The 15,336-nt window shown below is 71.6% G+C and carries 29 protein-coding genes; 25 read left to right on the top strand and 4 right to left on the bottom strand.

The features are described 5' to 3' along the window. Positions 1 to 5 precede the first annotated feature (5 nt). The 16 genes from M8445_RS17335 (at position 6) to M8445_RS17260 (ending at position 8,455) form a co-directional block, all read left to right on the top strand. Positions 6 to 251: a hypothetical protein gene (locus tag M8445_RS17335; RefSeq protein WP_273991478.1), complete on the top strand. Its 246-nt coding sequence runs from the start codon at positions 6 to 8 to the stop codon at positions 249 to 251. Next, the gene (locus tag M8445_RS17330) at positions 248 to 490 is read left to right on the top strand and encodes a hypothetical protein (RefSeq protein ID WP_273991477.1); all 243 of its coding nucleotides are present in this window, start codon (positions 248 to 250) and stop codon (positions 488 to 490) included. Before M8445_RS17335 ends, M8445_RS17330 begins: the two co-directional genes overlap by 4 nt. Next, positions 487 to 828: a hypothetical protein gene (locus tag M8445_RS17325; RefSeq protein WP_273991476.1), complete on the top strand. Its 342-nt coding sequence runs from the start codon at positions 487 to 489 to the stop codon at positions 826 to 828. Before M8445_RS17330 ends, M8445_RS17325 begins: the two co-directional genes overlap by 4 nt. A gap of 66 nt (positions 829 to 894) precedes the next feature. Continuing rightward, the gene (locus tag M8445_RS17320; protein ID WP_273991475.1) at positions 895 to 1,926 is read left to right on the top strand and encodes a hypothetical protein; all 1,032 of its coding nucleotides are present in this window, start codon (positions 895 to 897) and stop codon (positions 1,924 to 1,926) included. 37 nt (positions 1,927 to 1,963) lie between these two features. Then, the gene (locus tag M8445_RS17315) at positions 1,964 to 2,845 is read left to right on the top strand and encodes a hypothetical protein (protein ID WP_273991474.1); all 882 of its coding nucleotides are present in this window, start codon (positions 1,964 to 1,966) and stop codon (positions 2,843 to 2,845) included. Between the two features lie 20 nt (positions 2,846 to 2,865). Beyond that, a complete protein-coding gene (locus M8445_RS17310; RefSeq protein WP_273991473.1) occupies positions 2,866 to 3,318 on the top strand; it encodes a hypothetical protein in 453 nt (150 codons plus the stop codon). Further along, positions 3,315 to 3,473, top strand: coding sequence for a hypothetical protein (locus M8445_RS17305; RefSeq protein ID WP_273991472.1), 159 nt, complete (start codon positions 3,315 to 3,317; stop codon positions 3,471 to 3,473). Before M8445_RS17310 ends, M8445_RS17305 begins: the two co-directional genes overlap by 4 nt. Positions 3,474 to 3,476: 3 nt before the next feature. Continuing rightward, entirely contained in the window at positions 3,477 to 3,986 is a 510-nt protein-coding gene (locus tag M8445_RS17300; RefSeq protein ID WP_273991471.1) for a hypothetical protein, read from the top strand. A 155-nt stretch (positions 3,987 to 4,141) separates the two neighbouring features. Further along, entirely contained in the window at positions 4,142 to 4,711 is a 570-nt protein-coding gene (locus tag M8445_RS17295; protein WP_273991470.1) for a hypothetical protein, read from the top strand. Between the two features lie 89 nt (positions 4,712 to 4,800). Then, the gene (locus M8445_RS17290) at positions 4,801 to 5,220 is read left to right on the top strand and encodes a DMP19 family protein (RefSeq protein ID WP_273991469.1); all 420 of its coding nucleotides are present in this window, start codon (positions 4,801 to 4,803) and stop codon (positions 5,218 to 5,220) included. 361 nt (positions 5,221 to 5,581) lie between these two features. Continuing rightward, on the top strand, positions 5,582 to 6,370 hold the full coding sequence (locus M8445_RS17285) for a hypothetical protein (protein ID WP_273991468.1): 789 nt from the start codon (positions 5,582 to 5,584) through the stop codon (positions 6,368 to 6,370). A gap of 97 nt (positions 6,371 to 6,467) precedes the next feature. Next, entirely contained in the window at positions 6,468 to 6,794 is a 327-nt protein-coding gene (locus M8445_RS17280) for a hypothetical protein (RefSeq protein WP_273991467.1), read from the top strand. A gap of 95 nt (positions 6,795 to 6,889) precedes the next feature. After that, the gene (locus tag M8445_RS17275) at positions 6,890 to 7,342 is read left to right on the top strand and encodes a hypothetical protein (protein ID WP_273991466.1); all 453 of its coding nucleotides are present in this window, start codon (positions 6,890 to 6,892) and stop codon (positions 7,340 to 7,342) included. A 63-nt stretch (positions 7,343 to 7,405) separates the two neighbouring features. Continuing rightward, a complete protein-coding gene (locus M8445_RS17270) occupies positions 7,406 to 7,783 on the top strand; it encodes a hypothetical protein (protein ID WP_273991465.1) in 378 nt (125 codons plus the stop codon). 38 nt (positions 7,784 to 7,821) lie between these two features. Then, positions 7,822 to 8,034, top strand: coding sequence for a hypothetical protein (locus M8445_RS17265; protein ID WP_273991464.1), 213 nt, complete (start codon positions 7,822 to 7,824; stop codon positions 8,032 to 8,034). 52 nt (positions 8,035 to 8,086) lie between these two features. Further along, positions 8,087 to 8,455, top strand: coding sequence for a hypothetical protein (locus tag M8445_RS17260; protein ID WP_273991463.1), 369 nt, complete (start codon positions 8,087 to 8,089; stop codon positions 8,453 to 8,455). Positions 8,456 to 8,522: 67 nt separating this feature from the next. Here the strand turns inward: M8445_RS17260 and M8445_RS17255 are convergent, their stop codons facing one another. From M8445_RS17255 to M8445_RS17245, 3 genes are all read right to left on the bottom strand, one after another. Then, positions 8,523 to 8,990 carry a hypothetical protein gene (locus tag M8445_RS17255; protein ID WP_273991462.1) on the bottom strand — a complete coding sequence of 156 codons (468 nt, stop codon included), beginning with the start codon at positions 8,988 to 8,990 and terminating at the stop codon, positions 8,523 to 8,525. Beyond that, complete coding sequence (locus M8445_RS17250; protein WP_273991461.1) at positions 8,987 to 9,613, bottom strand: ParA family protein; 627 nt, start codon at positions 9,611 to 9,613, stop codon at positions 8,987 to 8,989. Before M8445_RS17250 ends, M8445_RS17255 begins: the two co-directional genes overlap by 4 nt. Positions 9,614 to 9,707: 94 nt before the next feature. Then, the gene (locus tag M8445_RS17245; protein WP_273991460.1) at positions 9,708 to 10,346 is read right to left on the bottom strand and encodes a hypothetical protein; all 639 of its coding nucleotides are present in this window, start codon (positions 10,344 to 10,346) and stop codon (positions 9,708 to 9,710) included. Positions 10,347 to 10,408: 62 nt separating this feature from the next. On the opposite strand from M8445_RS17245, the gene M8445_RS17240 reads away from it, so the two are divergent. The 9 genes from M8445_RS17240 to M8445_RS17200 all read left to right on the top strand — a co-directional run bounded on the left by M8445_RS17240 (position 10,409) and on the right by M8445_RS17200 (position 14,909). Next, positions 10,409 to 10,684: a hypothetical protein gene (locus M8445_RS17240; RefSeq protein WP_273991459.1), complete on the top strand. Its 276-nt coding sequence runs from the start codon at positions 10,409 to 10,411 to the stop codon at positions 10,682 to 10,684. Between the two features lie 79 nt (positions 10,685 to 10,763). Next, on the top strand, positions 10,764 to 11,195 hold the full coding sequence (locus tag M8445_RS17235; RefSeq protein WP_273991458.1) for a hypothetical protein: 432 nt from the start codon (positions 10,764 to 10,766) through the stop codon (positions 11,193 to 11,195). Further along, complete coding sequence (locus tag M8445_RS17230; RefSeq protein WP_273991457.1) at positions 11,192 to 11,578, top strand: hypothetical protein; 387 nt, start codon at positions 11,192 to 11,194, stop codon at positions 11,576 to 11,578. The genes M8445_RS17235 and M8445_RS17230 overlap by 4 nt, the downstream gene beginning before the upstream one ends. Continuing rightward, complete coding sequence (locus M8445_RS17225; RefSeq protein WP_273991456.1) at positions 11,575 to 12,204, top strand: hypothetical protein; 630 nt, start codon at positions 11,575 to 11,577, stop codon at positions 12,202 to 12,204. The genes M8445_RS17230 and M8445_RS17225 overlap by 4 nt, the downstream gene beginning before the upstream one ends. A 94-nt stretch (positions 12,205 to 12,298) precedes the next feature. Then, positions 12,299 to 12,856 (top strand): hypothetical protein, encoded by a 558-nt coding sequence (locus M8445_RS17220; protein ID WP_273991455.1) that lies wholly within the window; start codon positions 12,299 to 12,301, stop codon positions 12,854 to 12,856. A gap of 114 nt (positions 12,857 to 12,970) precedes the next feature. Continuing rightward, a complete protein-coding gene (locus M8445_RS17215; protein ID WP_273991454.1) occupies positions 12,971 to 13,516 on the top strand; it encodes a hypothetical protein in 546 nt (181 codons plus the stop codon). Between the two features lie 60 nt (positions 13,517 to 13,576). After that, entirely contained in the window at positions 13,577 to 14,383 is an 807-nt protein-coding gene (locus tag M8445_RS17210) for a hypothetical protein (RefSeq protein ID WP_273991453.1), read from the top strand. Between the two features lie 17 nt (positions 14,384 to 14,400). Then, positions 14,401 to 14,577, top strand: coding sequence for a hypothetical protein (locus M8445_RS17205; protein WP_273991452.1), 177 nt, complete (start codon positions 14,401 to 14,403; stop codon positions 14,575 to 14,577). Then, entirely contained in the window at positions 14,574 to 14,909 is a 336-nt protein-coding gene (locus tag M8445_RS17200) for a hypothetical protein (protein WP_273991451.1), read from the top strand. The genes M8445_RS17205 and M8445_RS17200 overlap by 4 nt, the downstream gene beginning before the upstream one ends. Before the next feature lie 52 nt (positions 14,910 to 14,961). Here the strand turns inward: M8445_RS17200 and M8445_RS17195 are convergent, their stop codons facing one another. Next, positions 14,962 to 15,279: an HU family DNA-binding protein gene (locus M8445_RS17195; protein WP_273991450.1), complete on the bottom strand. Its 318-nt coding sequence runs from the start codon at positions 15,277 to 15,279 to the stop codon at positions 14,962 to 14,964. Positions 15,280 to 15,336 lie beyond the last annotated feature (57 nt).

The raw sequence follows: 15,336 nt of genomic DNA, 5'->3' as shown, positions 1-15,336 counted from the left end.
CCCGCGTGCCCGCACCCCTCCCCGGGCAGCCCGAGCGGGTGGGGCTGGCCGTGCTCGGCGGCGTGATCGTCGCGCACGTCGCCAGCGCCCACAGCGCGGCCCTGTTCGAGGCGGGCTGGCAGGCCCGGACTGAAGAACAGCGTCGCAACCAGCCCGGCACGCTCCGCCAGTGGCGGCGCGGCTGGGACCACGCCAACACGTACCTCGCCCACCTCGTCACCGCGCAGGTCCGGTGGCCGGTGAGCGCATGACGCCCCCCGACCCGCCCGCCGTGCTGGAGGTCAAGGCCAGGGCCCGCCAGATGAGCCTCCTGCTCAGGGCCCAGGGTCATTCGGACGTCGGTCACACGACCTGCCTGCATGAACTGAGCCTGCAGGCCGGGTACGAGAACTGGCAGACCTACGGCGCTGCCCTGCGCAAGGCGGCTGGTCTGCCCCCGAAGCGGCACCTCACCCGCGCCGCCCAGCAGCGCCGCCAGGAGCGAGCGTGAGCGCCTTCCACGTCCTGCTGCACTACATCCCCGCCGCGCTGCGCGCCGAGCGGGCCCCCCTCGCGGTCGAGCAACTGCCCGGGCGTCTGGCCGCCGGGCCGATCAGGTCCTCGGCACTGAGGCGAGCCGTGGATATGTTGCGAGCCCATCAGGTGATCCGCCGCGTGCCGGTCACGCCCCTGATCCGGGCCGAACTGACCCGGCAGGGCGTCGAGCGGCTGCCGCTGCACGCCTACGAACTCACCAGCAACCCACGAGGGCGCGAATTCACCGCCTGGCTGGACGACATCGCCGCCCCGCGCCACCGCACCGGCGTGGCGCTCCGGAGATCCGCGTGAACCGGCGTGTCCCATCCCGCCCCACGATCATGCCGTCCCTGTTCTGACCCCGCCTGGAGGCCTTCCATGTTCAATCTCAGCAGCCACAAGCCGTTTCCCGTCGTCAGCGACACCCTGAAGGAATTCCTCGCGCACAAGAAGGCAGGCGCCCCGTTGGGCAGGCCCGTGCAGGAGGTCGTGGCGCACGGCATGACCGTGCCCGTCCCGCCCGGCGTGAAGGAGGAGCACGTCGCGGAGGCCGCCGCACTGGCCCGCAAGCTCCAGAGCATGCCGATGCGGGACAAGGGCATCCTGACGCAGCTGGCCAGCCAGTTCACCGCCGAGTACTTCAAGGAGCACGGCCAGGGCGCGACGGGCACCCTGCTCGAAGTCGCCATCGACGCGTACGTCGAACTGATGTGTCAGGTCGGCCTGATCCACACCATCGGCCAGTCGGAGGAAACCACCCGACGCCGCCTCGTGGGGCAGTTCCCGGAGTTCGTGACGATGTTCCAGGACGTCGAGAAACGCATCGGCAGTCTGATGGCGCAGCTGGTGAACGACCAGCTCGGCGAGGAACTCGTGCGACTGGACGGCCTGCTGAACGACGAACGCGAACTGATGAGCGGCGCGGCCGAACGCGCTCAGGCCGACGCGACCGCCGAGCGGCGCCGCGCCGACACCCTGCAGACCAAGCTGGAACAGGTCAAAGCTCAGGCCGCGGCCCGCGAGGCGGAACTGGAACGCACCCTGGCCAGCGAGCGCGCCGCGATGGTCGCGCGGGAGCGCACCTGGAACGAAACGCGCCGCCGCCTGGAGGACGACAAGGCCGCCGCGCAGCGGGTCGCGGCGCAACTCAACGCCGAACTCCAGCAGCGGGACGAGGCGCAGGGCCTGACCGACGTGCAGGAAACCATGACGCTGGGCAGCGTCCTCGAAGCCATGAGCCTGCGGCGGTTCCTGGTCGACCAGGGACTCGCGGCGACGGTGCAGCGGGCCGTGGTGACCTGCCCGGCCGGCATCTCCGCCGCGGCGGTCGAGGCGTGGCGGGCGCTGTTCCCCGACGCGGCCGCGCAGCGCGCCCAGCTCCGCGCCGTCGTCGCGCAGATCGCCGCGTGAAGGGCGGCCCGCGCGGCATAGACCGGGAGAGGTCCGGGTGACGGGGCAGCCGCTGGAGTTGCGGTGGGACACCGCCGAGGTGCTGCAGGCCTGGATCGAGCAGCTGCCGGGTGGGTACGTGTTCACCGTGCAGGACGCTGTCTCCACTCTGGAGCTGGCGGGCCGGTCGGTGAGGCGCCAGCTGCCCAGGTTCGCGCCGGATCTGGTGACCATCGTTCCCGGCACGGGCCGAAAGGCCCGGCCCCTGCAGTTCCAGCGGGTCGCATCACTGGCCGTCCTGCCGGAGCCACTACCCGCCGTGCCGTCCATGCCCCTACCGGAGGACGAGCAGGACCGCGAGGAGGAACCCCCTGCGGATCTCCCGGAGGCCCCTGCCCCTGCCCCTGCCCCAGCGGCCGCTGTACCCGCCGAAGTTCCCACGCAGCCTGACCCGGCCGGGGTGCCGTCACCCCCTGAGCCTGACACGCAGCCCACCTGGTCATTATCCCCGCGCGCGCAGGTCCTGACGCTCCTGCAGGAACGGCCGTCGTTGCAGTGGTACCCCGAGGAGATCCATGCCTGCACGGAACTGACCCGCGACGTGGTCGACCGCACCCTGAACGCCCTCCTGATTGCAGGCGTGGTCGCTCGTACGGGAGACGCGCGCGATCCGGCCTACAGCCTGAACACGACCCCGCCGCAGCCGCCGCTCTCCGCGGAGAGTCGCCCGCCGGTGCCACTCCCGGCCCGACTGACGTTCGACGAGCGGTGCATGTTCGAAGCGCTGCGCCGCGAACCGTGCGGCCTCTCCCGACGACTGCTGGGCGCCCGCCTGAACTGGTCGAACAGCCGCACCGACCGCGTGATCGCCGCCCTTGAAGCCTTCCATCACATCGAGGAGGTGGGAGGCCGCCTGCAGGTAGTCTCCCCTTCCGCCTGACCCTTCACCTGGAGATGTTTATGCCCAACGACACCGTTCCCGCCCTCCCCAGTGCGCAGCTACCCCGCCCGATCACTCACGTCCTCCAGATCACGATCGGTATGGTCAACCCGAACGACAGCGACGCCCGGTTCCTGCTCAACCGCGCGGTGTTTGGCCTGCTGCATGGGGCCGCTGCATCCGATGTTGTGCCGGCCTATGTCGGCCATGCCAGCGCCACGCGAGCAACCGACGCGCCTCAGGACATGTCCTGGGAGGCGGCGGTGGACCGCCTGATGAACGGCGGTAATTTTGTCCTGGCGGCAAGAAGCAGCAACTACTACCAGATTGCGCGCCTCCTCCGGGATGCTGCAGAGCGGATCGAGAACGGCGAGTGGGAGCATCACGACGAGTCGGAGGACGAAGGCCTGTGGTTCCGGTTCGCGCTGATCCCGGCCCGGGCTGCGGCGCCCCAGGGGGGGAAAGGCGAGTGAGACCCGATAACGGCATTCTGTTCGGCGTCCAGCGCGCCACGCGCGAAATATCCACCGTGTTCCTGGAGGATGTGCTGGACCCGGTGCTCGGGCGGGACTACCTGGTCGATGCGTCCGGCCAGCGGATCACGGCCGCGCCAGCGCAGGTGGCCTGAGCGATGCAGCTCACCCGGCCGGAAGTGATCGCGGCGCTCGCGGATTCAGCGCGGGCCAGTGGGCAGGCGGCGCTGTGCGTGTTCGAAGGCCTGCACCTGAAGGTCGTGGTGCGGGGTGAGCGGCTGCTGGTCGGGGTGTGGGTGGAGGACGGTGGCCGTCTGGGCGCGCTGGAGTGCGAGGAGATCGGGGAGGACGCGGGTTTCGTCGATCCGGTGGTGCGGCCGTTCGCGTTCACGGAGTGGCCCCGGGCGCACCTGATCGCGGAAGGGTATGCCGGGCCGCTGTGCGAGCACACGTTGCCCCCACCCATTCACGTCGACGGGAAGCGGGAGTTCGGGGAGCACTGGCGTTGCTCGCGGTGCGGCGTGACGCTGCTGATGGTGCAGGCCCGGCGCGGGCGGCGGCAGGTGTGGAGTTACGACCGGTGGCAGGTGCGGCCGCACGTGTTCCAGGCGTGGGCGAGGCGGGGGCCTCCGCCGGGGGCGCTGCAGGCCAAGTCTCACCACAGGTAAGGGGGCCGTTTCGAGCGGCCCCCTTACCTGTTATGGGAGGCGCGGGGGGTCACGGCAGCGTCATGGTCCATGCTTCATTTTTTGCGTCTGAGAAGGCGTTATCCGCACACAAGCCACACACCACACCCCGCGCATGAAAAACCATCATAGTAGGTATGGAAACCAACCTGTCCGACCGCCACGCCCACCTCGCCGCCGCCCTGCGCGACCCGCTCACCCGCGCCCCTGCCGGGCTGCCCCGCCTCCCCAGCGATCAGGCCCGCGCCAAGCGCCTGCTGCGCGAGGTCCGCGCCGCGTACGCCCTCACCCACGACCACCTCTCCCAGATCGCCACGGCCGTCCCCGCCGGGCAGCCCGTCGCCCATGACGTCATCGGTGGGGCGCGCCGCTTCATCCTCGAACAGAACCTGCAGGACGCCCTGGCGCTGGCCGCCCGGGCACGCACCCTGCCCCTCACCCGCACCGGCGTCGCGGTCCGGACCGCGGCACTGGACAACGTGTCCGTGGCGCAGGAAGCCTGCGACGTCGCCCAGGCCCACCCCCTCGCCGCCACGTTCGCAGACCTGCTGTGGGAGATCCGGCTGCTCTGCCCAGCGGTGACGCAGGTGGCGCTCAACTGGACGGGGCAGGCCGACGAGACCCCGGTGTTCGCGCGGCCCCAGCGCGATCGCCGGATGATCCTGCTCGTGGCGGGCACGCAGCCGGTCGGCACGGTCTGGTACTGACCAGCGGGGGCCGGGGCGCTGACACCCCGGCCCGCTCCCACACAGGTTTGACACACCACATCAGCCGCATTTCACAGCATCATAAATCCATGATTCCTGCCCTCGAATCCGAACTGACCCGCCTGCTCACCGCCGCCCGCAACTTCGACTTCAACGCCTGGGTCGACACCCTGCGCCAGCGCGACCGCCACCTGATCGTGCTGCACACCCTGATCGCCTCGGTCGGGAACGGCGGCTTCGCCCAGTGGGTGAACTTCGGGTACCGCGACCACCAGGAGGCGGTGCTGCGCGTGGCCCTGTCCCGCTTCGCCGAGCACTGCCCCGCCCAGCGCGCCACCGTGACCGAGATCCTCGCGCTGATCGATCAGACCCACCGCTTCGCCCCGCCGTCGTTCCACCTGCTGTCCGACGAGCAGGCCGATGATCTGGCCACGCTCGACGACCGGTTCTATGCCCTCACCGACGACTTCCGCACGGCGCTGGGCGAGTACCTGCTGCGCTGGCAGTGACCACCCCCCGCAGTCCGCACCGGCCCTCCCATCCAGGGGGGCCGGTTCCCGTGATGCCCGCCGCGCCTCGCCCGCTGCCCGCTGCGGCCCCAGCGGACCTGCCGGGGCGACTGCGGGGCGCGGAGCGTCGCGCAGTCCCCTTCCTGGCCCTCTGGTGCGCCCCCCCTGCCAGGGGGCCGGTTCGTTAGGCCCCAGTCAGGGCGTCGAGGCGCGGCCCCCTCGCCCGCGCCGGCGCATCTGCACACGGCCTCTCCGCACACATTTTTTCCGCTTCAGAACAGGGAAAACGCGCACGGCAGCGGCTTTTTTCCACACACGTTCGACACACCACGCGGCGCGCAAGAAATAACAACATAGACCCATGAACGAAGTCATCAAGACCGCCCTCGCCGAAGCCCTCACCGCCGCCGAAGAAGCCGAAACCGCCGCCCAGGCTGGCCAGTTCAACGAGGCCCGCGCCCTGCTCGAAGTGGTCGAGACCGGCCTGACCGCCGGCGAAACCCGCAACCCCGCCCTGATGAACCGCCGCCTGAAGATCATCCGCATCCAGGCCCGCGTCGAGGCCCTGCTGCCCGCCGCCGAAGAGCCCAGCACTGAAGAGCCCGCCGCCGAGCCCGTTCAGGAGCCCGAGGCCGCGCCGGTCGACGAGCCCGTCGATGCCCCCGCCCCGGTCGCGCTGCCCGAGCCCGCCGAGACCGAGCTGCCCCCGGTCGCCCAGGTGGACGCCCCCGCCAAGGTGCGCGGCGTGGCCGCCCCCCACGCCCTGCCCGACGAGGGCTGGGACCGCGTCGCGGCGGCCCTGCGCGCCCAGGGCACCGACGCCGAGGCCCGCGAGGCCGACGCCGCCCGCCACGGGCGCCTCCAGGGCGACGCCGAGGACGCCCGCGACACCTGGCGCGCCCGCGTCGAGGAGCGCTTCGCCCTGCAGGCCCAGCTGGAGGTCTGCGCGCTGCGCGGCGACTACGCCGGGGCGAACGCCGCCTGGGACCGCCTGTTCGATGTCGTGACCGCCATCCGCAGCCGCGAAGGGGCCGCGCGCCGCCGTGGGCTGCCCGGGGCCGCCGCGATGCGCCCGGTGTACGACGCGGCCAATCAGGACAGCCTGCAGGTGCGCCGCTGGGCGCGCGGCATGAAGGTCGACGCTGCCTGAACCCACTGTCCGGCCCCCGCTCTGTCTGGGCGGGGGTCTGCCGTCCCACACACATTCAACACACCACGCGGGGCGCATTAAGCGGCATCATATAGCCATGAACGAAACGCTGACCCTGACCGCCCTGCGCGCCCACCTCGCCACCGAACCCCGCACCGCCACCGTCACCCTGCTGCTCCCCTCCGGCGACACCGGCCGCTTCGACCTCGAAACCACCCCCCAGCACGCCACCATCGTCGCCCAGCCCGCCGCTCCCAGCTGGGACGCCACGGTCGAGGACGTTCTCGCCGCCATCGACAACGAACTGACCCTGCTGGCCGCCCCAGACGCCCTGCCGGTGTACGTGTGCGCCCCGGACGGCGGCCTGTTCGGCGTGTCGGTTGAAAGCGGCGTGGCCCTGCGCGCCGTGCCGCTCATCTGGTAACCGCCACGGGGGGCGCGGGCAGCTCTGACTCGCGCCCCCACACACCGCCCGACCGGCCCACCCCGTTCCTCTCCCCCAGCCTCCGGAGGCCCCCCATGCCCATCCTGTTCCCCGTCCTGACCCCCGTTGCCGGTTCGTTCTGCGCCGCGCCCGGCGAGCCCCTGCGCGGCGTGACCGTCACCCACGAGGGGGGCCGCGAGGTCGCCTACCTGATCGGCGTGACCAGCCACCGCGGCTCCCGCCTGGCCGTGCTCGTCCCACTCGACCTGCCCCGCTCCCAGATCGACGCGGCGCTGCGGGTCAGCCTGAACGCGGCCTTCCCTGGCCTCGGCGACCGGCCGGGTGCCCTGGCGCACCTCTCGGGTCTGCTGGCGTTCTGCGCGGCGCAGGGGCAGCCCGGTGACGTGCTCGACGTGACGGCGGGCTTCGTGAACCTGAACGTGTCGCTGACCCCGGCGACTCCGGCGTCGCTGGCGCTGGTGCCGGAACTGCTGAACGGCGCGCGCGAGCAGCTGCTGAACCTGATCGGCACGCCCGCCTGCGCCTGATCCTCTCACCGACCCGCGCGGCCCCCATGCCAGGGCCGCGCCCCCAGCCCCTGGAGGCCCCCGATGCAGATCCTGTTCCTGTCCATCCTGACCGACGCCCTGAGTGCCCTGCCCCGCCTGCGGGACGTGCTGGGGGGCACCTTCGACACGTCCGCCGTGCAGGAGCGCGGCGGCGCGCATCGCCCCGGCACGCGGGTGCTGGCGGCCACGTGCGCGGCCAGCAGCCTGACCGTGTCGGTGATGGTGCCGTTCGACGATGAGCCGTCGGATGAGGGAGTGTTGCCCTCACCGGAGCGTTACTACCTGGAGGTCGATCACGTCCACTTGGGGGCGGTGTTGCATGCCGTCCGGGAGGCCCCGCTCCCGGCGGAGCTGGCCTTCGAGGATGGGGTCGGGGCGTTCCTCGCGTGGCGGGCGGATGCGGTGGCCACACACTTTTGACACACCAACACTCACGCATTATGTGGCATCATACAGGCATGGAAGACACCCTGACCGTCCGCGACATGATCAAAGCCCTGCAGGCCCTCGACGCCCGCGGCCTCGGCCACGCGCCCGTGCTGCTCGCCCCCACCCACGACGGTGCCGACCACGGGGTCGCCGGGCAGCCCGAAGAAGGCCTCGCGCAGTGGGCCGGGTACGGCGAGCAGCTGGACGGCGAAACGGTCGCCGTCATCATCACCCTCGCCTGAACCGTCCCCCGCCCCGGTCAAAGCCGGGGCACTCCCCACTCTGGAGGTCCCGATGTCTGTCCCCACCACTCAGCCCGCCCAGCCCAGCCTCGCCCAGCAGCTCGCCTTCACCGGCCCGCTCTCCGACGCTGTCACGCACGTCCTGCGCTTCGCCGACCCCCAGGCCGGAGAGCCGACCCTGCTGCTGTCCACGCCCGCCGACCTGGGGCAGCCCGTCACGCTGCACGTGACCCGCTACGCCGCCGACGACCTGGAGATCTCCGGCACGTACCGCGGCCAGCCCGGCGCTCACCTCGGGTTCTTCACCGTGCCCGGCCTGCGTGCCCGCCGTCAGGCCGAACTGGACGCCGCCACCGAGGCAGGGCGCCAGGAGGAACGCCTGCGCCAGCCCTGGACGTTCATCCACCCCCTGACCCGCTGAGCCCAACGCCGCGCCCCCGCCAGCCCTGATCAGGCTGGCGGGGGCGCGGTCGTGTTCCGGGCCAGGGTCAGTCGCGGTGGCCCAGGCGGGCGGGTAGTTCGGCGATGATCCGCTCGACACCGTCCTGGTCGAGCAGGGGTTCGAGCAGCAGCTCCACGACGTGATGATGATCCACTGGCCAGCCCTGTTGCTTCAGGCCGTACACCAGCTGGTCGAGGGCCGCTTTCAGCTCCGGTCGCACACGCGTCCCCAGGTTCGGATTCTTCCCGCCGTTCCGGCTGGCCGTCCCGCCGTCCCACGCAGGCAGGGTCACCCCACCGGCCGGGCGGGCCGGAGCTGCAGCCGGTTTCTGGGCTGGAGTCGCCTTCGCCGGGGCTTTCCGGGGCGCGCGGGGCTTCGCCGGGACAGGCTCGGCCTGGGCGGGCGGGGTCTGAGTCTGCGCGGCCTGCTGCTCGCCGCCGTCCTCGTCGTCCCGGGGCCGGTTCTGCCGCAGGGCGTCCAGCCCGCCGAGCAGGCCGCTGCGCTTGCCGCTCATGCCCGCGCCCCGATCCGCGCTTCGAGTTCGCGGGTCACGTCGATGTAGTCCTGCCAGCAGCTCTTGGCCAGTTTGTTGCCCCGCACGTCCCGCACCAGTACCCCCTCGTTCGCCGCGTCGATGAACGCGTCACTCTGCCGGATCTTCCCGGTCAGCAGCGGCATGCTCAGGCTGCTGATCGCCTCGCGCCCCTCGCCCACCCGTTGTTTCTTCACGCGGGTCAGCATCACCACGAACTGCTCGTCCCGCACGCCATGCTCCCGCAGGACGTTCACGGTCTGCTGCGCTCCGTCGATGCTGGGAATGTCCGCCTGCACCGGCAGCACCAGCTGATGGCAGGCCTGCGCGAGTTCCACCAGTTCCACGGTCTCGGGTCCGCCGCGACTGTCGATGATCACGACGTCGTACTCGGCGGCGCGCGCGAGGCTGCGTTCACTGCCGACCGTGAACGGCAGGTGCCCGCGGGCCGCCCAGGTGGTCGCGGTGCGGATGCGGTCGCCGTCCGCCAGGAGGACCTTCCGGCCCTGCTCGGCGAAGCGCCCAGCGATATGCACGGCGCTGGTGGTCTTGCCGACGCCACCTTTCAGGCTGGCCATGCCGATGAGGATGGGACCGCGACTCACACGCGCTCCAGACTGCGTTCTGCCTCGGAAATCTCGGGTATCACGCGGCCACGGTAGCACGCGTGCGCGGGGGCTTGCACCCGTGTGAGCAGGCTCACGCCTTCCCGCTGCGGGTCTTGCGGGGCGCACGCCAGACCGGCTGAAGTTCCACCAGGCCCAGGGCGCGCAGCACGTCCAGGCCATTGCTGGTCAGCAGGCTGGTCCGGCCGGTCATGTACCTCGTCGCGATGGCCCTCAGGGTGTGGTCCGGCGGTGGCGGGTCGCGGTCCAGGTCGACCAGGCCGGCGCGGCGGGCGAGTTCCTCGCGCGTCATGCCGATCTCCACGGCGCGGCGCGCGGCGGCGTAGGTCAGGCGGCCGCGGATGCTGGTGTCGGTGCCCAGGCGCAGGTCGGTGGCGGCGCTGAGGTTCGCGGCCCGCTGGCTGGGCCCGGGGTCCACGGGACCCCAGACGGGGCGGAGTTCCTGCAGGCCGAGCACGTCGAGCAGTTTCAGGCCCGTGGCGGCGAGCAGGCCCAGGCGGCGGCCGTTCAGGATGCGGTCGAGGTCGCTGATCTGGTGACTGGTGGGCTCGCTGGTGTCGTGGACGCGGCGGGCGAGTTCCACGCGGTCCAGGCCGAGGGCGGCGGCGCGCTCGCGGGCGGCGGCGGTCAGGGTGGCGATCAGTTGGTCGCGGTCGGGTGGGGCGGCGGGCGTGGTGGTGGGCATGTCCGTCATCATGCGCACCGGGCGCATGAAAAGCAATCTTACACAGATGAGACACACCTGTTTCCATCGTGTCAGAGCAACAATCAGGTATGAGAAACAGCGATATTTCCCGAGATAGAAGGTACGAGCTGGTCGGTCTGGCCGCCTGGACGGCCGTGTTGCCGGGCGGGGAGGAACGTCCGGCGCGGGTGATCGGGGCGGAGCGGGCGTGGCCGTCGATCTGGGTGGAGGGCTTCGCGCCAGTCGAGTACGCCTGGGTGACGGTCGAGCGCTTCGCGCAGGCGGGGGGCCGCTTTCCGTTCGAGCCGGACCCGTGGGAGCACAGGTTATTCACACCAATACACGCGCACAATCTGCCATCATAATTAACAAGAGAAGGGCGCGGATCGTCCGCCAAGATTCACCGCGCCACCTCAAACCCCACCCCCATCAAGGAGCAAGGCCATGCGCAACCATACCAAACCCCGCCACATCACCCGCACCTGGAACGTCACCCTCTACGGCCGCTACGAGTCCGGCACCGCCCCGGTCATCCTCGGCCAGCACCGCGTGACCCTCGCCGCTGACGGCCAGGGCGTCATCAGCGCCAGCGTGGACGGCCGGGACGCGACCGAGGCGGCCGCCGTCGCCATCCTCAACCGCGCCAAACGCGACGGTCAGGTGCAGCTGCGCGAGGAGGTCCGCATCGGGCTGCCCAAGCCCGCCGCCAGCCGCCTGCACCGTGACCTCGCCCTGGCTGGCATCCTGGCCGGGAATCACTACGCCGTGGCGAGCGCCGCGCTGGGCCGCGTGATCAGCAGCCTCACCCAGGTGCAGCCCCACGAGGCCGAGCAGGTGCGCGGCTACGCGGCCCGCCTGATCCGGGGGGCCGCGTGAGCGGGCGCTGGGCGCACCTGCACCCCGTGCAGCGCAACTACGCCCTGGCCCGCGAGGAGGTGCGGCGGGTGGCGGTCGACGTGGCCTTCGTGCAGGACCTGCTGACCCTGCGCCTCGATCACGGCGACTGCACCGAGGACCAGTGGGCCGAGCTGATGGATCAGGCGGACGATGAGCTGGGTCTGACCGCCGCCCGGGCCGCGCGGGACGAGGCGCTTGGAGCCCTCCTCGCGTGGGGTCGGGCGCACACCGCGCAGCTGCTGTGGGTGTACGGTCCCCGCTTCACGCCCGACGAGCGGGCCGCGCTGGACCGGATCTTCGACGTGTTCACGCGGCGGCGCGAGTTGGGCGAGATGCTCCTGCGGCTGCGGGTGGCGGCGTGACGATGTACCTGGTGGCCACCGGCAGCCGGCTGGGGGGCGCGTCGCCGCACGTCGGGGTCATGGTGGGCCCCCGGGTGCGGGGACTGGCGCCGCTCGCAGAGGGTCGCTGGTGGGCGAGTGACAACGACGGGTTCACCGGGCACTTCCAGGCGGCGGCGTTTCTCGCGCATCTGGAGCGGCTGCGGCCGTTCGCCCCGCGCTGCCTGTTCGTGGCCGCGCCGGACGTGGTGGGGGACGCGGCGGCCACCCTGGCGCTGTTCCCGCGCTGGCGGTCCGTGATCGAGGCGCACGACTTCCCGGTGGCGGTCGTGGCGCAGGACGGTCAGGAGGCGCTGGCGCTGCCCGAAAGTGCGAACTGGCTGTTCCTTGCCGGGTCGGACGCGTGGCGGGGGCGGCACGGCCCGGCGCTGATCGCCCAGGCGGGGGCGCTGGGGTACTGGGGCGTGCACGTGGGGCGGGTGAACAGTGCGCGGCGGGTGCAGGCCTGCGTGGCGCTGGGCGCGGATTCGTGTGACGGCACCTACCTGCGCTTCACCGGCGTGGAGCGGGGCCTGCGGGACGTGCAGGGGTGGGTGGAGGCGGGAGCGGGGCAGCCGGGGTTGTTCGATCTGGCACGGGCGGTGTAGGGCGGCGTTCTCGCCGTGCCACACACAAACGACACACCACATGCACAGCATAAAATGCCATCATTACAACGTGTCCAGCGCACCGGAGGTACCTATGAAACGCACCCTGATCACGGCCGCCCTGACCCTACCCGCCCACTGGGATGGCGTTCACACCATCCACGTCACCACCCCCGACGAGGTCGAGGCGATGATGACCGTCGCCCCCGACGCCCAGGCCGACCTGCGCGCCGCCGCGTACGGCCAGAAGTTCGGGGACCGCGCCACCCTGTACACCGACGAGGCCGGCCTGCACATCGTCGCGGTCCGCCGCGTGCCGGCCGCGCAGGTCCAGGCGCAGGCGCTGCTGGCCGAGGCCTACCGCGCGTCCCCTGAGGCCTGTGACGCGGTCGCCCGCCGCGAGGGCGCGCAGGACTGGGCGGACCTGACCCACGGCCTGGAGTTCGCGCCGCAGGACACCGGGGGTGGGTGTGCCGCCCTGGTCGCGCCGCTGCCGAACGGGCACGCCATGAGCCTGACCAACGGGGACTCGCGCCTCCCGGACACCCTGCAGGACTTCTACGTGGGCGTGGCCGACGAGTCCATTGCGGAAGAGACGTTCTACCTGTTCGTTCGGGGCGGTGAGGTGACCGAGCTGTTCCCCGCGGCCTGAGCCCCCGCCCCCTGCTGCCGGACCCGCGTGACTTGCCGGGTCCGGCGCTCGTTTGTCCGGCTCCGACACACAAGTGGCACACCATACCTCCGCATTAAATGAGATCATATAGCCATGAACGAACTCATCTCCCCCACCGGCCGCCGCACCATCATCAACGCCCTGCTCACCCTGCCCCACGACTGGGACGGCCAGCGCACCGCGCACGTCCGCACCACCGACGACGTCGAGGCGATGATGACCGTCGCGCCCGAGATCCAGGCCGACCTGCGCGCCGCGGCTACCCGCCACGCCCAGCACGCCGACCGCGTCACCCTCCACACCGACGAGACCGGCCTGCACATCGTCGCGATCAACGTCACGCCTGCCGACGAACTCGAACCACACGCCTACCTACTGGAGGCCAGCCGCGCCGCGCCCGCCTGGTGTGACGCGGTCGCCCACCGTGAAGGCGTGACCAGCTGGGCGGATCTCGTGCACGGTCTGAAGTTCGACATCCTCAAGGACGGCCCCCGCCACCTCGGACTGCACAGCCTCCTGCCCAGCGGCCACGCCCTGTTCATCAGCGACTCCGGCCAGGGCGTCCCGCGCAACCTCGCGGGCTTCCAGCTCACCCACCGGGCACTCCACCTGACCGTGCGCGACGGCCGCGCCGCCTGAACCCCTTCCCCTGCCCGCCCCGCGCGACCGGCCGGGGCGGGCCCTTCCCCAGGAGACCCCATGACCAGTTACCGCAACGCCACCGTGATCCTCCCCAGCCCGCTCGTCGAGGGTGCCCTCGCCCACCTGCGCATCCTCGAAGGCCTCGACCTGCACCTGCCCGTGGCCCCCGGCGCCGCCGCCCAGCTCGCCGAGGCCCGCGCGCGGTCCGGTCACCTCACCGTGTTCGTCCAGGGGGGCGTGATCACCGGCGCGCTCACCCTGCCCGGCGGCACCCCCACCGATTACGTGTTCCTGCAGGCGGCGTACAGCGCGGCGTTCTCTGACCTGCAGCTGTTCTCCAGCACCGAGAGCCGGGGCGCGACCTGGGACGGGCTCAGCCGCCAGTTCGTGCCGTTCGAGGCGGTCCGCGACGGGCAGGGCGAGCGGCTGGTCGGGTCGAGCCGGGACGGGAGCGTCACCGCGATCCTGGACGACGGCGAGGGCCGCCTGCCGGTGAGTACCCGCCGCTTCCGCCTGCAGGTCGAGGGCTCACGTGCCCGGTTCTGGGGCTGGTTCCTGGACGGCCGCTATTACGCCCGGCACGAGGAGGCCAAGGCGCGGGCGTTCGCGGCCGCGATGACCACGCTGGCGGAGCAGAGCACCGAGGTGCGCCTTGCGCGCCTGGAGGACGCCCTGGCCCGCCTGAGCCCGGACCTGCGCCGCCTGCTGCGCGTCCTGGCCCTGGATGCGGCCGGGAATCCCGAGGTGCGCGACGCGCTTCAGGCGGTCGAGCGGGGCGTGCAGCTGGTCGACGCAGCCGCGTCGCAGGCCAGCGTGGCGCGGCGGTTGCTGCCACAGAATAGACACACCACCCCGCCCGCATAAAGAGAAATCATATACTCATGCCTGACACCTTCACCCAGCCCGGCCCCCACCTCGAACCCGGCCCCAGCTGCCCCCGCTGCGGCCACCCCGCCTTCATCGCCCTGCACCACGACCCCACCGGCCAGCTCGAAGGCCACGAATGCCTGAGCTGCGAGCTGGAAACCGACGAGCACGGCCAGGAGGCGACCGCATGAACCCCGCCCAGGTCGAGCCGTCCCCCACCCCCGACGCCTACATTGCCGAGGAGTTGCGCGCCCCGCCCACCGGAGTGGGGCTCGTCACCCGCCCCGGCCTGCCCCCGGCCCTCACCTGGAACGGTCGGCACGTCGGCAGCGCCCAGGCCGTCCAGCCCGGCCTGTACCGCGCCACCCCCAGCCTCAGCGCCCGCTCCCGCCTGCTCGGCGCCCTGGTGAGCACCGCCCAGCTCACAGCCCTCGCCGAACGCTTCGCCCAGACCACGCCCGGACAGGATCTGACCGGGCAGCGCGACCGCCCCCTGACCAGCCCGCTGCCCCTCGGCGACTGATCACACGAAGCGCCGGGCCTCGAACGTGAGGCCCGGCGCTAGTCTTGCCGCGTTACAGGGTGTCTTTCAGGGCGCTGGCAACCTTGAACCCGACTTTCTTGCCGGCCGGGATCTGGATCTTCTCGCTGGTGCCGGGCTTCACGCCGGTCCGGGCGGCGGTCGCGCGGACGCTCAGGGTGCCCAGGCCGGGCAGGCCCACGCTCTGGCCATTCTTCAGGCCGCTGACGATGCCATCGATCAGGGCGTCGAATGCATCACCGGCCTGTTTCTTGGTCAGGCCAGTCTCGGCGGCGACCCGGTCGACCAGTTCGGTCTTGGCGATTTTGGAGGCAGTGGTGGCGGGTTTGGCAGTCGGGGATGGTTTCGGCATGCCCGCATCCTGGGGTCTGTGCAGCACGCACCGCAAGGTACTTTGCGTAGCAGTACC

It is taken from the genome of Deinococcus aquaticus (genome assembly GCF_028622095.1).
GTDB classification, from domain to species: Bacteria; Deinococcota; Deinococci; order Deinococcales; family Deinococcaceae; genus Deinococcus; species Deinococcus aquaticus.
Note: the sequence above shows the minus strand (reverse complement) of the source record. Positions and strands in the feature narration are given on the sequence as shown.

Coding starts and splice junctions, on each gene's coding strand:
- M8445_RS17330 (WP_273991477.1), top strand. CDS start 248: ATGACGCCCCCCGACCCGCCCGCCGTGCTGGAGGTCAAGGCCAGGGCC.
- M8445_RS17320 (WP_273991475.1), top strand. CDS start 895: ATGTTCAATCTCAGCAGCCACAAGCCGTTTCCCGTCGTCAGCGACACC.
- M8445_RS17310 (WP_273991473.1), top strand. CDS start 2,866: ATGCCCAACGACACCGTTCCCGCCCTCCCCAGTGCGCAGCTACCCCGC.
- M8445_RS17300 (WP_273991471.1), top strand. CDS start 3,477: ATGCAGCTCACCCGGCCGGAAGTGATCGCGGCGCTCGCGGATTCAGCG.
- M8445_RS17295 (WP_273991470.1), top strand. CDS start 4,142: ATGGAAACCAACCTGTCCGACCGCCACGCCCACCTCGCCGCCGCCCTG.
- M8445_RS17290 (WP_273991469.1), top strand. CDS start 4,801: ATGATTCCTGCCCTCGAATCCGAACTGACCCGCCTGCTCACCGCCGCC.
- M8445_RS17285 (WP_273991468.1), top strand. CDS start 5,582: ATGAACGAAGTCATCAAGACCGCCCTCGCCGAAGCCCTCACCGCCGCC.
- M8445_RS17280 (WP_273991467.1), top strand. CDS start 6,468: ATGAACGAAACGCTGACCCTGACCGCCCTGCGCGCCCACCTCGCCACC.
- M8445_RS17275 (WP_273991466.1), top strand. CDS start 6,890: ATGCCCATCCTGTTCCCCGTCCTGACCCCCGTTGCCGGTTCGTTCTGC.
- M8445_RS17270 (WP_273991465.1), top strand. CDS start 7,406: ATGCAGATCCTGTTCCTGTCCATCCTGACCGACGCCCTGAGTGCCCTG.
- M8445_RS17265 (WP_273991464.1), top strand. CDS start 7,822: ATGGAAGACACCCTGACCGTCCGCGACATGATCAAAGCCCTGCAGGCC.
- M8445_RS17260 (WP_273991463.1), top strand. CDS start 8,087: ATGTCTGTCCCCACCACTCAGCCCGCCCAGCCCAGCCTCGCCCAGCAG.
- M8445_RS17255 (WP_273991462.1), bottom strand. CDS start 8,990: ATGAGCGGCAAGCGCAGCGGCCTGCTCGGCGGGCTGGACGCCCTGCGG.
- M8445_RS17245 (WP_273991460.1), bottom strand. CDS start 10,346: ATGCGCCCGGTGCGCATGATGACGGACATGCCCACCACCACGCCCGCC.
- M8445_RS17240 (WP_273991459.1), top strand. CDS start 10,409: ATGAGAAACAGCGATATTTCCCGAGATAGAAGGTACGAGCTGGTCGGT.
- M8445_RS17235 (WP_273991458.1), top strand. CDS start 10,764: ATGCGCAACCATACCAAACCCCGCCACATCACCCGCACCTGGAACGTC.
- M8445_RS17220 (WP_273991455.1), top strand. CDS start 12,299: ATGAAACGCACCCTGATCACGGCCGCCCTGACCCTACCCGCCCACTGG.
- M8445_RS17215 (WP_273991454.1), top strand. CDS start 12,971: ATGAACGAACTCATCTCCCCCACCGGCCGCCGCACCATCATCAACGCC.
- M8445_RS17210 (WP_273991453.1), top strand. CDS start 13,577: ATGACCAGTTACCGCAACGCCACCGTGATCCTCCCCAGCCCGCTCGTC.
- M8445_RS17205 (WP_273991452.1), top strand. CDS start 14,401: ATGCCTGACACCTTCACCCAGCCCGGCCCCCACCTCGAACCCGGCCCC.
- M8445_RS17200 (WP_273991451.1), top strand. CDS start 14,574: ATGAACCCCGCCCAGGTCGAGCCGTCCCCCACCCCCGACGCCTACATT.
- M8445_RS17195 (WP_273991450.1), bottom strand. CDS start 15,279: ATGCCGAAACCATCCCCGACTGCCAAACCCGCCACCACTGCCTCCAAA.